Below are 14,109 nucleotides of genomic sequence, written 5' to 3'. Positions count from 1 at the left end.
TCATAGACATGAAAAAATTAATCGTATTTATTACGCTAATCAGCCTTATGGCAAGTTGTAATCAAACAAAAAAAACAGTAGAAACAACAAGTAATGCTGTACTTACGGGTAATTATAGCATTACTTCTGTAAATGAAAAAACGATAAGCCCAGCCGCATCTTTGCAGTTTACAGATACCGATAAAGCAATTAGTGGAAGCACTGGATGTAACGAATTTTCTGGGAACTACTCACAAGACACCATGGCAATCAATATTGGACTACTTATAGCAACAGAGGCTTATTGTGATGAAGCTATCATGATAAATGAACGTGCTATTTTAAAAGCCTTAAGAAATACGGGGACATTTACCATTACAGATAACATACTTACACTCTATTCTAAAACAGATAGAAGCCCTTTACTAACTGCTACAAAAGAAAAGTAAACATGACCATTAAAGCCATACAAGAAGAATTAATAGATGAGTTTGCCATGTTTGACGACTGGATGCAACGCTATGAGTACATGATTGATCTTGGAAAATCACTCCCACTTATCGATAAGGACAAAAAAACCGACGATAGAGTGATTAAAGGCTGTCAAAGTAAAGTATGGTTAGATGCAGATTTAGAAGATGATAAAATAGTATTTACAGCAGATAGTGATGCAATTATTACCAAAGGAATTATTGCTATATTAATCCGCGTTTTTAGCAATCAGTCACCTTCTGAAATTTTAAATGCCGACACCCATTTTATTGATGAAATCGGACTTAAAGAACACTTATCTGCCACACGTGCCAATGGTTTAGCATCTATGATTAAGCAATTAAAACTATATGCTACAGCCTACCAAGCAAAACTAAACAGCTAGTCTTTTGGCTACGCCGAAATTTTAAAAACACAAAAGCCATTAGGCTACCAATAGTATGGAAAACGAGACAATAGACACACAAGCCCTTGGAGAAAAGATTGTAAAAGTATTAAAGACTATTTACGATCCAGAAATTCCTGTAGACATTTACGAACTAGGTCTTATCTATGATGTTTTTGTAAATGAAGATCATAATGTAAAGATCTTGATGACACTTACAACACCTAATTGTCCAGTAGCCGAAACACTACCTGTAGAAGTAGAAGACAAAGTGAAGACCATTAAAATGGTCAACGACGCCGAGGTAGAAATCACCTTCGATCCACCTTGGTCTCAAGATTTAATGAGCGAAGAAGCCAAATTAGAACTAGGTATGTTATAAAAACCATGGAAAACCAAATTGTAAATAGAGTAGCCAATAGCGTGCTTAAAACTATCGACCTGGAAGATTTCTATCCAGAAGGTACGCGCGTGGCTTTTGATATTGCTCCTTGGTTATTCGAAGGTATTATTTTAAAGGAAAAAGCCTTTAGAGAAAGCGTTGCAAAACACAACTGGGAACAATACAAAGGCCAGTTTGTCTCGATTCATTGCAGTACCGATGCCATTATTCCAGCTTGGGCTTTTATGTTGGTATGCACAAAACTAAACCTGCACACAAAAAGAACCATCATTGGCTCATTACAAGATGTGGAAACTATTTTATTTTCTGAAATTTTAAATACCCTAGATCTTAGCGAGTTTGTCGACAAACCCGTTATCATAAAAGGATGTGCGACCAAACCGATTCCTTCTACGGCCTATGGAATGCTCATTTCAAAATTACAACCCATAGCAAAAAGCATCTTATTTGGAGAAGCCTGCTCATCGGTTCCTCTTTACAAGAAATAGCACCTAACATACTACTATCCCGCTCATATTTCCGAAGTTAACCGACTCAAATACAAGAAAATCACTCCGTAGGAATAATCTCTATTTTTACGCAAAACACCTTTGTTTTTCGTCTTAAGCACTCAAATACTGGTTAAAAAACATTGTGACAGGACACCTCATTTTCTCTAACTTCAAAAGAAATCCTACCTTTGTAAAAACATTAAAAACCAAATTCATGAAAAAAATATTACTTTCAATAGCAGTATGTGCTTTTACATTTAGCGCATTTGCTCAAGAAGAAGCCGAAGCTCCAAAAAACGGATGGACCAAAGCTGGTAATGCTTCTGTACTTTTCAATCAAGCTGCATTTAATGCAGAATGGCAAGGTGGTGGAACCACTAATTACGGCGTTAACTTAGGACTTACCTATGATGCAAATTACAGAAAAGACAAGATTACATGGGACAATCGTTTAATGGCAGATTACGGGTTAACCAACCAAAGAGGTCAAGAGTTTACAAGAAAAACAAACGATCGTTTAGAATTTAATTCATTGGTAGGAAAGCAAATCAAAGAAAGTCTTTGGTACTACTCTTTTTTCTTCAATGCAAGAACTCAATTTACGAGCGGTTATACTTTTGGTGAAGATGCTAATGGAAATGAAACGAGAACAGAAAACACTAAGTTTTTATCTCCTGGATATTTTCAAGCGGGTCCAGGTGCATTATGGAAAAAAAGCGATAACCTAAAGGTAAACATTGCTCCAGCAACGGCACGTTTGATTGTTGTTGATGGTTCTTTTACTGAAGTAATAGGAGATCAAGCTGCTATTGATGCATTTAATGAAGTAACCTACTTTGGTGTAGAGGCTAACGAATCTACACGTTTTGAGTTTGGTGCTGCTTTAGGTGCTTATGGTAAATTTGAGTTATTTAAAAACGTTTCTATGGAAAACGTGTTAAACTTATATAGTAACTATCTTGAAGATCCTCAAAACGTTGATATCGATTACACGATGAATCTATTAATGACAGTAAACAAATGGATTACAGCCAACGTAGTCTTCCAGTCTATTTATGATGACAATGCTGTAAAAGGATTTCAAATTAGAGAAGCATTAGGAGTTGGATTAACCTACGGTTTCTAAAACCAAAATCAATTTCATTAAAAAAACCCCAAACGCTAATGTGTTTGGGGTTTTTTGATTCTTGCTTCTAGCTACTCCACATACTCCTCTGGATACAAGAAATTGTTATACGGAAAACGAGTTACATGAATTTCACGCACTTTATTATAGACTACTTTTCGAAAAGTCTCAAAATTTTCTTTTTCTAATGCCGAAATAAAAATAGCGTCACCATTCATTTGATTCATCCATGTGCTTTTCCATTCTTCTAAGGTGTAATGCACTTTTGTTTTTTCTGTCACTAAATCATCCTCGTCTATCTTTTCTGGGATATACGCATCTATCTTATTAAACACCATAATCATAGGTTTATCGGCACTTTCAATTTCATCTAAAATAGTGCCGACACTAGCAATATGATCTTCAAAACTCGGATGCGATATATCTACTATATGTAGCAATAAATCTGCTTCTCTCACCTCGTCTAACGTACTCTTAAAAGACTCTACCAATTGGGTAGGTAATTTTCGTATAAATCCTACCGTATCACTTAATAGAAATGGCATATTACCAATGACCACTTTGCGAACGGTTGTATCCAGCGTTGCAAAAAGTTTGTTTTCTGCAAATACTTCACTTTTACTAATCGCGTTCATGAGGGTAGACTTCCCAACGTTGGTATAGCCCACAAGCGCCACACGAACTAATTTACCTCTATTGCCTCGTTGCACCTCCATTTGGCGGTCTATCTTGCTTATTTTCTTTTTGAGTAAGGAAATTCGATCACGAACAATACGTCTATCGGTTTCAATTTCTGTTTCTCCAGGACCTCGCATTCCAATACCACCACGTTGTCTTTCTAGGTGTGTCCACATTCCTGTTAATCTTGGCAGTAGGTACTCATATTGCGCTAATTCTACTTGGGTGCGCGCATAACTAGTTTGAGCACGTTGCGCAAAAATGTCAAGTATTAAGTTGGTGCGATCAATGATTTTACGCTCTAAAATCTTTTCAATATTCTTTTGCTGAGCCGCAGAAAGTTCGTCATCAAAAATAACGGTACCCACATCATGTTGTTCTACATAAGTGCGTACTTCTTCCAACTTACCTGTACCAATAAAGGTTTTGGGATTTGGCTTTTCCATTTTTTGCACAAACCTTTTTAGTACTTCTCCACCTGCTGTGTATGCCAAAAATTCAAGCTCATCTAGATACTCGGTTGCTTTCTCTTCATCCTGCTTTTGCGTAATAAGACCGATAAGTACGGCTTTTTCGTAGGCTATCTTTTTTTCTTCTATCATATGGTGTGTAAAAAAGCAAAGGTACAAAAGAGTATCCTAGTATTTTTTGTACTTCGGAAATGTTCGTGAATTAAATAGTTACAATTAGCACTAGAATTTTCAACACAAAGTGTTATCTAAAAATTTCTCTGTATTTTAGTAGCACTAACACAGTTTCCCCCCACTAATATTTCAGCTTAAAAAAAACATGGCACATACCGATACTTCTTGGAGCAAATACTCTTTTGCATTTTACAATCTTGAAAATTTATTTGATACTGTAAATGATCCTGAGAAAGCAGATGACGATTTTACGCCCGATGGTTTTAAACGCTGGAACCAAGCTAGACTTAGCAAAAAAGTACGCAATCTGGGGCATATCATACAACAAATTGGTTTTAAAGAAACAGGGTTCCCTCCTGTGCTCGTGGGCGTTGCCGAAGTAGAAAACAAAGTAGTATTACAAGAACTAATAGACTCTGAGCATTTAAAAGATAAAGGCTATCAATTTGTGCATTACGATTCTAAAGACGAACGCGGCATAGACACAGCTCTCTTGTACAGGTCTACTTATTTTAAGGTACTCCACTCCATAGCACATGAAGTTTTTTTTATAGATGATGATGGAGAAAAAGATTTTACTAGAGATATCCTTGAGGTTAAAGGGAGCCTAGAAGGACAAGAAGTATATCTCTTGGTAAATCATTTTCCTTCTAGACGTGCTGGCGAAAAAGAAACAGCTCCAAAACGCATGTTAGTAGCGCAAAAAAACAAAGCGATTATTACACGTATTCGTCAAGAAGATCCGACTGCAAAAATTATTATCATGGGTGATTTCAATGATGATCCACATAGCGCAAGCATACAACACCTCATGGCGCAAGGTTTTTACAACCCTATGGAGCTCCTACTTACCCAAGAAGATGGAAGTTTAACCTTTAAAGGAGACTGGAATTTGTTTGATCAAATCTTAGTGTCAGAAAACTTCTTACAAATGCATGGGAATCCGTTTCGTTTTCAAAAGGCAACCATCTTTGGAGAAAGTGCCGTAAGAGTCTTTGAAGGACCTTACGAAGGGCACCCTTTTAGAACCTACGCAGGACCAAAATACATTGGTGGGATGAGTGATCATTTTCCTGTTTACAGTATTTTTAAAATCCTTAAACAATCCTTGTAATTCAAATAATAGCCTACTACTACCGTAGGATTTTAATCTTTAAATTTTAAGAGTTTAACACGTTTTTAATCGGAAAATTCTGTCCCTACATCTAAAAATCTGATGATACTAACATACGTTCGTATTTTTAACTAAATTTAGTCACAAAATAACACCAAAAAAATTCTGAATGAATACTCAATTACTCTCTCAAAACGGTATACATACGTATAGATTTATAAAGAATGTACGCACTACTATAGTTTCTATGGTAGTTTTTTTATGTGTTGGCCTAGCCTATGGTCAAACCACAATTCCCTGTGCCAATGGGGCTTTTAATGACACGTATTGCTACACACCCAACGATGTTACACAATTAGTCTACACCAGTGATACAGGTTTTCCTTTGCGATTAACATTTAATGCTGGTACCGTAGAAGTAAATTTTGATGAAGTTGTTGTTCTAGATACAGATGGCGTAACAAACCTTAATGCTGGTAACCCATATGGTAATGGTGGAGACATGAGTGGATTTGTATTTGAATCTACAGGAGACACTATTACATTGCAAGTTACTTCTGACGGTATTGCAAGTTGTTCAGATGGATTATTTGTTCCCTTAGATTATGATATTAACTGTTTAACCTGTACAGATCCTACCATTGTGTTTACAAATGATGGTATGTGTGAAACAGGACAGCAATTTACCATTGGTGTTGATATTACAGATTTAGGAAGTTCAACCAATATCACTGTTACAGATGACCAAGGAAATCCACCGCAAAGCACTGGAGCCCCAACTGTATTAACATTTGGTCCATACCCTTCTATGACAGGTGTTACGTTTACCATAGAAACGGGAGATGTAAATTGTGATTTTACGAGTGAATTGATTGAATGTCAAGCTATGGGAAGTTGTGATATTTTAGAAGCAGGCGCAGATGTATTTGTAGATTGTGATACACAATGTGTTGATCTTATTGCAGATTACATTACCCTACCAAACTTAGACACAACATCCTATCAAATACAAGGACCTATATGTGATCTTCCTCCCGTTACTGGAGGTACACCAACCAACCTAACAATTGATGATCAATGGAGTAACCTTATCCCATTACCATTCGAATTTAATTTTTACGGTAACGCTTACACCAATGTTGTTGCCGGAGCTAATGGCCAGTTATCTTTTAATGCAGCTTTAGCTGGTAACTTTAATGGATGGAATATGGATCCTGCAGATATGATTCCTACCAACGATGCCAATTATCCATTAAACACTGTCTTTGGAGCTTATCACGATATTGATCCTAGTGTAAACCCAAATCCTAACAGAATTAACTTTTTTATAGTAGGAGATGCACCATTTAGAATTTTTGTGCTAAACTTTAATGAAGTGCCTCAATTTGGATGTAATGAGTTATTAACTACACAACAAATATTATTATACGAATCTTTAAATGTTATTGATGTTAATATTATCAGCAAACCAATTTGTACTACATGGAATGATGGATTGGCTGTAATAGGTTTACAAGGAAATAACCTTACCGAGTTTAGTGTTCCAGATGATAGAAATGTTGGAGCTTGGGAGGCAACCAATGAAAGCTGGCGTTTTGTTCCTAACGGAGACCCAATTAACGCAAGTGTATTTGAGTGGAGAGATGCAGCGGGTACTGTTCTTGGAAATGACCCAATCTTAAATGTTTGCCCAGATCAAACAACCGTTTATACTGCTGCCTTAGTAGTAGAATTGCCAGATGGAACTTTTGACGAACTTACAGATACGGTAACTGTTACTAAAGAAAATGGATGTTCTCCATTTGACTGTACAGACGATGCCTTCCTAGAAGATTTCGGTACTGGTGTAGGTAGAGTAACACACCCGTTTACTGCACTAGAATTTAATGGCACCACGCAACTAGATGCAAACCAATACGCGGTAACTAACATTTCTAGTGGTCTTAACTTTGGATGGCACCAAGCTATGGAAGATAACACTTCTGGAGACACCAATGGTAGAATGATTTTTTACAATCCATCTGAAGATACAAACGAGTCAGAACTTTATAGAAGAACGATACCTGTTGAAGCGAATATAGAACACATTTTCGATTTTGCTATGACCACTGTGTACGATACAGATACCAACATTTGTCCAGGCGGAGGTACCCCATCTAGACTTATTTACCAAATTGAAGATGCGGCTGGAACTGTTATAGAAACAAGTAACACTGGTGATGTGCCAAACGGACCAAATCCAAACTGGAATAGATATTCATTAGAGTTTAACCCTGGTGCTAATACTGAAATTCAAATTGTAATCATCAATGATATTTTTGGTGCCTGCGGAAATGACCTAGCGATAGATGACATTAGATTACGCTCTGAAGGAACTCCTCCAGAAATTGTGGAGCCAATGGACATGTTTGCTTGTGAAGAAACTCCAGGAAGTGAAATTGGAACTTTTGATTTAACAACTCAAATTGCTGAAATTTTAAACGGGCAAGATCCTGCAAACTTCGGAATCACTTTCCATAACAACCAAGCAGATGCAGACGCTGGGGATAATGCTATTGCTACTCCTACAGCCTATATGAATACGACGAATCCTGAGACAATCTTTGTAAGAGTTGAGCGAGGTTCTCCTCCAGGAAACGACTGTTTCTCTACAACATCTTTCGATCTTATTGTTGAGATACCTATTGTTATCACTACTGATCTACCTACTTCAATAGATGTTTGTGCAAACGACGAAGCTGCTGCATTAAATGCAACACCAACAAATGCAGGAATTGATTTGAGTACTGTAACGTACGAATGGCAAGATGCTGGCGGGACTATAGTTTCTACAGATCCTATATTTACACCACCAACTTCAGGAACATACACCGTTAAAATTACCGTACCTCCCTGTAGTGAAACTACGGTTAGTATCGACGTCATTGTAAAACCTGTTCCAGAAATAGATCTTGGACCAGATGTAACCTTATGTGATGGCGAAGATTTTGAAATACTCCCAACAATAACAGGTGACACTACGAATGCAACATTTTTATGGAGCACAGGAGAAACCTCTGAAACTTCAATTGTTGTAAACGAAAGCGGAACATATACACTTACTATAACTACTGTAGATGGTTGTGTGGTAACAGATAGTATCGTAGTAGTTATTTCAGATCCAGTTGTAGTAACACTTAATGATGACTTTGAAGTATGTCCAGATTTTGAAACGATTATTACAGCTACTTCAAATGATTCAGATGTGACATACCAATGGTTTGAAAATGGCTCTCTAATAGATGGCCAAAGTCAAAATACCTTGCCAATTACATTATCCCAAATGGGAGCAACATCACAAGAATATAGTGTTGTGGTAACCAATAGTGATGGTTGTATGGGAACAGCAGTGGTTAATGTATCTCTTTACTCAGATAATGCCAACTGTGTTATCTCTCAAGGAATCTCTCCAAATGGAGATGGTTTAAATGATGTATTGGATCTTACTTTCTTGAATAATAGAACTGGGATTAGCAGCTTCCAAATCTTTAACAGACATGGAAGAATGGTATATGATTTTGCAAACTATACAAACCAATGGGGTGGTCAAACTAGTGATGGTGAAGAATTACCAACTGGAACTTACTACTATGTAATTCGACTTAATGGAGAAGATACAGTATTTGGTTCAAACTATAATGGATGGGTTTATATCAATAGAGAAAAATAAAACTCAAATCAATCCTAACCAATGAAAATGAAATCAGCCATTTTTGCTATTGTGTTCCTTTTTGGATATGCTGCATTCGCACAATCTATTGTTGTGAATGATCCTGCAGATCCTCAAAGTGCGCTCACTGCCGAAGAACTCATTACAGATGTTCTAGTAAGCGGAAGCACTTGTGTTGATATTACATTAACCAATTTGGGTGAAAATCCAGATGGTACCACGAATCCTGCACAAAAAAGTTGGGGATACTTTAAAAGTAATAATACTGCATTTCCTTTTGAAGAAGGTATTGTATTGTCCTCTGGTTTTGCTGAAAGTGCCCAAGGTCCAAACAATGATCCTGGAATTTCAGACTTTGGTATTGGCTGGTTAGGAGATGAAGATATCAAAGCACTTTTAGACAATGAATATGGCGGAAATGAAATTACCGAAAACGCTACTGTTTTTGAATTCACATTTTCATCAAGTCTAAATGAGGTTGCTTTTGAATTTATTTTTGCTTCTGAAGAATATGAGAATGAATGGGAATGCGATGCACCTTTTAGAGATGGATTTGGATTTTTAGTAAAAGGTCCTGGAATTCCTAACGACTCTGGCGCTCCATTTGGAGGTACTAATATTGCCTCTGTTCCTGGTTCAACTAACGTTCCTGTAAGTACCGCATCCATACATTCAGATACTTTTTTATGTGGAGATGAAAACCTTGGTGTCAACTTTTTTCCAGATCTTTATGTAAGTAATTCGGGAGCTAATAACACCAACGAAATTCAATTTGATGGTCTTACTGCTGCACTAACAACAGCTACCTTGTCTATTGTACCGAACGAAGAGTATACCATAAAAATGGTCATCGCAGATCGTGGAGACAATTCATTCGACTCTGCCGTTTTCTTAAAAGCTGGTAGTTTTAATATTGGAAGTGCAGATCTTGGAGATGATATTACACTAAATGACCCAGAAGCGGTCTGTGAAGGTGATATTATTACCCTCGATGCAGGAAGTACTTCTGACGCTATGTACCAATGGTTCAAAGATGGAGTTCTAATCCCAGATGAAACGAACCCAACACTAGATATTTCTGAAACTGGACTATATAGAGTAGAAATTAGCTTTGCTGCTTCACCAGATTGTTTGATTGTAGATGAAATTTTAGTAGAGTTTTTTCCATTACCAGTATTTGACCTTGGCCCAGATCAATTAGTTTGCGACAATAGCGCAATTACATTGGATGCAACAGTTACAAATCCAAACGAATTAAGTAACATTAGCTATAAATGGTTTAAAGACGCAATAGAGCTTGCTGGAGAAACAAACCCAACACTTGCTGTTTCTGAAAATGGCGACTACACCTCAGAAGTAACAGGAAATGATTGCCTTGCTACAGATACTATCTCAGTAGAAATTGTAGCCTTTGAAGTTGCTATCGGTGACTTTGTAGCACTTTGCGGTGAAGAATCTTTTACCATTGTGCCCGACATTAGTGGAACTGCTAATATTGAAAGTGCCACATTTTTATGGAGCACAGGAGAAACTACTCCTACAATCACAGTTACACAAGATGGTGTATATGCTGTTGATGTAACTATTGACAACTGTACCATAAGCGATACAGTAGATATTATTTTTAGAAACTTAGCTGCTGTAACATTAGGAGAACCTATTTTAAAATGTGCTGGAGATACCATCACAATAACAGCAAATGTTAGTGCTGAAGACACATTCGATTATGAATACACCTGGTTTAAGGATGGTGGCGAACTTGTTGGTGAAACTTCAAATAGTATAGACATCGTTGACGAAGGAATTTATAGTGTTGAGCTTAATGATAGAGATTGCATTGCCTCTGATGCCGTAACTGTTGGTTTTTATGAAAATGAAAATTGCATTATATCACAAGGTATTTCACCGAACGGCGATGGATTTAATGACAATCTAGATCTTCAATTCTTAAACGATAAAAATGGAATCTCTAAACTTTCAGTATTTAATAGACATGGAAGATTAGTATATGAAAAGACAGCCTATGTAGACGAATGGAGAGGCCAGACAGCTGAAGGTGATGTATTGCCCGTAGGAAACTACTATTATGTTATTGAATTACAAACAGAATCCCCTATCACTGGATGGGTATATTTAAATAAATAAACTAAAATAAAACCAATATAATGAAAAAACGACTATCGCTAATTTTAGTACTCTTGTGTATCGTGCTGTGTTCTAAAGATGCCAATGCGCAACAAGACCCGCAGTACACACAATACATGTATAACATGAATGTTGTAAACCCTGCCTATGCGGGTTCTAAAGAAAGCATTTCTTTTACTGCATTATACAGAACACAATGGGCTGCTTTAGATGGAGCTCCTACCACCTTTACATTTTCTGGGCACGGCTCGTTAAGTGATAAAGTAGGTTTAGGATTATCTGCTGTAAGAGATGAGTTAGGTCCAGTGAAAGAAACCAACTTATTTGCAGACTTTTCATACACATTACAATTGGGTGGAAGCACTAAATTAGCATTAGGTTTAAAAGCAGGAGCAACGTTTCATGATGTAGGTCTTGTGGATCTTGAACTACAAGATGAAAATGACCCATTTTTCAATCAGGACATTAGCAGTGTATATCCAAATATTGGAGCTGGAGCTTTTTTATATGGAGACAATTACTATCTAGGTTTTTCTGTTCCTAACATGTTAAACTCTGTACATTTAGATGCAAATGGTAGACAAATTGGTTCTGAAGTAAATCACTTTTTTGGAACAGCAGGATATGTTTTCCAAGTTGCTGAAGACGTAAAATTAAAACCATCTGTTTTAGTGAAATCTGCTTTTGGAGCACCACTATCATTTGATGGAAATTTAAATGCCTTATTTTTCGAGAAATTTGAATTAGGTGTTTCGTATAGATTAGATGATTCATTTAGTGGTCTTGTTGGTTTTCAAGTCCTTCCTGAATTACGTATTGGATATGCATATGATGCTGTTACCTCTGACATAAATGTGGTAGCACCTTCATCGCACGAGATCATCCTTACATTTGATCTATTCCCAACAAAACGTACGTTACGTTCACCTAGATATTTCTAATTAACAACAACATTTAATTTCATTAAAAATGAAAAACATATACACCATACTTCTATGCATTGCTTTTAGTACTACAATGCTAACAGCTCAAAATAGTAAAACAAAAAAAGCAGATAAACTATACGATAGATTGGCATATACAGATGCTGCTGCTGCCTACCAAAAAGTAATTAAAAAAGGTAAGGGAGATTTGTATGTATTTGAAAGATTAGCGAATTGCTACTATTTCATTAACGATACAAAAAAGGCTGAAACGTATTACAAAAGAGTAGCTAAGTCTAAAAAAGCAAATCCTGAAGCTATCTACAATTATGCGCAATCTTTAAAAGCAAATGGAAAATTTAGCGACCATAATACATGGATGAAAAAATTTGCTGAAATGAAACCAAACGATACACGTGCAAAGGATTTTATGAAGAATCCAAACTATGTTCCTAAAATTATGGACGACATGGCACGCTATACGGCTACAAACATGGAAGAAATTAACAGTGAATATGCTGATTTTGGTGGTACAGCATATGGTAAAGACTTTTATTTTGCTTCTGGTAGAAATACATCACGTAAAACATACCAATGGAATGAAGAACCTTATTTAGATATCTATAAAGCTTCAAATGTTGGTGGTACTATGAAAAACGCCGAACTACTTGACGGAGATGTAAATACCAAATACCACGAATCTAATGCAGTAATCAGTGCAGACGGAAAACGCATGTATTTTGATCGTAACGATTACTTTGAAGGTGATTACGACAAAAGTAGTGACGGTGTAAACCAAATTAACTTATACTATGCAGAAAAAATAGCTGGAAAAGGATGGTCTGGAATTGTATCTGCACCCTTCAATAATGATGAGTATTCAACGGGTCACCCTGCGCTTAGCCCAGATGGTAAAACACTTTACTTTGTTAGCGATATGCCTGGTGGAAAAGGTGGGTCAGACATCTACATGGCTGAAGTTAAAGCAGACGGAAGCTTAGGAACTCCAAAACGATTAGGAGATAACATCAATACAGAAGGAAAAGAATTATTCCCTTATGTAGACAGTAATGGTACCCTTTATTTTTCTAGTGATGGTCACCTAGGTATTGGTGGTCTTGACGTATTTTATGCAGAAGCACAAGGAAGTAGCTTTGGTGCCGTAAACAATTTAGGAAATGGTGTAAACAGTCCTGCAGATGACTTTGCTTACAAATACAACCCAACAACACAAGAAGGGTATGTTTCTTCTAACAGAAGTGGTGGAAAAGGAAGTGACGATATCTATATGGTAAAAGCAATCGAAATCCCTTGTGAAGTTACAATTGCAATTCAAGTGATAAATGAATACACTAAAGCTGCCATCCCAGGAGCTCGTGTTGATTTATACGATGCAATGGGTAACAAATTAAGCACAAAAACTTCAGATGCAAACGGAGAAGTATCTTACAAAGCTGAATGTGATACAGAACATGAAGTTCAAGCTGTTGTAGCAGATTTTGAAAGTAACGCTACTAAAATAGCTGCAGCTAATGACGAGAAAGTTTCAGGAACTATTTCATTAAAACCTATCGAAGAAATTATTGTTGAAGATAAAATTATCTTAAACCCTATATTATTCGACCTCGATAAATCAAACATCAAGCCTCAAGCTGCGTTTGAATTAGATAAGGTAGTTGCTATCATGAATAAATACCCAGAAATGATTATTGCTGTTGGATCTCATACAGATAGTAGAGCAACAGATTCTTATAACTTGAATCTTTCTGAACGTCGTGCTCAATCTACTGTTCAATACATAATTTCTAAAGGAATCAACAGCTCTAGAATTAGTGGTAAAGGGTATGGTGAGACACAACCAAGAGTAGCATGTGGTGATAACTGTAGTGAAGAGGAACATCAATTAAACAGAAGATCTGAGTTTACGATTGTAAAAAAGTAAACGAACATACGTTATATTAGCTTAACCAACCAAAAGTTAAGCAAACCCTCAATACCACATATCATGTGTTTTGAGGGT

Annotated in this window: 11 protein-coding genes; 10 read left to right on the top strand and 1 reads right to left on the bottom strand. The window is 36.6% G+C overall.

What is annotated here, in order from left to right; translation table 11 throughout:
* The first annotated feature begins 8 nt into the window (after positions 1–8).
* The 5 genes from ACY2RS_RS06380 (at position 9) to ACY2RS_RS06360 (ending at position 2,876) form a co-directional block, all read left to right on the top strand.
* Complete coding sequence (locus ACY2RS_RS06380; RefSeq protein ID WP_490097791.1) at positions 9–428, top strand: META domain-containing protein; 420 nt, start codon at positions 9–11, stop codon at positions 426–428.
* Positions 429–430: 2 nt separating this feature from the next.
* Positions 431–856 carry a SufE family protein gene (locus tag ACY2RS_RS06375; protein WP_490097790.1) on the top strand — a complete coding sequence of 142 codons (426 nt, stop codon included), beginning with the start codon at positions 431–433 and terminating at the stop codon, positions 854–856.
* A gap of 55 nt (positions 857–911) precedes the next feature.
* Positions 912–1,238 (top strand): SUF system Fe-S cluster assembly protein, encoded by a 327-nt coding sequence (locus ACY2RS_RS06370; protein WP_490097789.1) that lies wholly within the window; start codon positions 912–914, stop codon positions 1,236–1,238.
* A 5-nt stretch (positions 1,239–1,243) separates the two neighbouring features.
* Complete coding sequence (locus tag ACY2RS_RS06365; protein WP_490097788.1) at positions 1,244–1,747, top strand: DUF2480 family protein; 504 nt, start codon at positions 1,244–1,246, stop codon at positions 1,745–1,747.
* A 217-nt stretch (positions 1,748–1,964) separates the two neighbouring features.
* On the top strand, positions 1,965–2,876 hold the full coding sequence (locus ACY2RS_RS06360) for a DUF3078 domain-containing protein (protein ID WP_490097787.1): 912 nt from the start codon (positions 1,965–1,967) through the stop codon (positions 2,874–2,876).
* 71 nt (positions 2,877–2,947) lie between these two features.
* Here the strand turns inward: ACY2RS_RS06360 and hflX are convergent, their stop codons facing one another.
* Positions 2,948–4,156: a GTPase HflX gene (gene hflX, locus ACY2RS_RS06355; protein WP_490097786.1), complete on the bottom strand. Its 1,209-nt coding sequence runs from the start codon at positions 4,154–4,156 to the stop codon at positions 2,948–2,950.
* A 187-nt stretch (positions 4,157–4,343) separates the two neighbouring features.
* On the opposite strand from hflX, the gene ACY2RS_RS06350 reads away from it, so the two are divergent.
* The 5 genes from ACY2RS_RS06350 to ACY2RS_RS06330 all read left to right on the top strand — a co-directional run bounded on the left by ACY2RS_RS06350 (position 4,344) and on the right by ACY2RS_RS06330 (position 14,031).
* Complete coding sequence (locus tag ACY2RS_RS06350; protein ID WP_490097785.1) at positions 4,344–5,312, top strand: endonuclease/exonuclease/phosphatase family protein; 969 nt, start codon at positions 4,344–4,346, stop codon at positions 5,310–5,312.
* Positions 5,313–5,481: 169 nt separating this feature from the next.
* Positions 5,482–9,021: a T9SS type B sorting domain-containing protein gene (locus tag ACY2RS_RS06345; protein ID WP_490097784.1), complete on the top strand. Its 3,540-nt coding sequence runs from the start codon at positions 5,482–5,484 to the stop codon at positions 9,019–9,021.
* A 27-nt stretch (positions 9,022–9,048) separates the two neighbouring features.
* Positions 9,049–11,166: a choice-of-anchor L domain-containing protein gene (locus ACY2RS_RS06340; protein WP_490097783.1), complete on the top strand. Its 2,118-nt coding sequence runs from the start codon at positions 9,049–9,051 to the stop codon at positions 11,164–11,166.
* A gap of 20 nt (positions 11,167–11,186) precedes the next feature.
* Positions 11,187–12,107, top strand: a complete 921-nt coding sequence (locus ACY2RS_RS06335) for a PorP/SprF family type IX secretion system membrane protein (protein ID WP_490097782.1) — start codon at positions 11,187–11,189, stop codon at positions 12,105–12,107.
* Between the two features lie 28 nt (positions 12,108–12,135).
* The gene (locus ACY2RS_RS06330) at positions 12,136–14,031 is read left to right on the top strand and encodes an OmpA family protein (RefSeq protein WP_490097781.1); all 1,896 of its coding nucleotides are present in this window, start codon (positions 12,136–12,138) and stop codon (positions 14,029–14,031) included.
* Positions 14,032–14,109 lie beyond the last annotated feature (78 nt).

Source organism: Patiriisocius sp. 208BN25-11 (assembly GCF_058147145.1).
The sequence above is the reverse complement of the archived record's forward strand: the minus strand, read 5'-3'. Positions and strand labels throughout refer to the sequence as shown.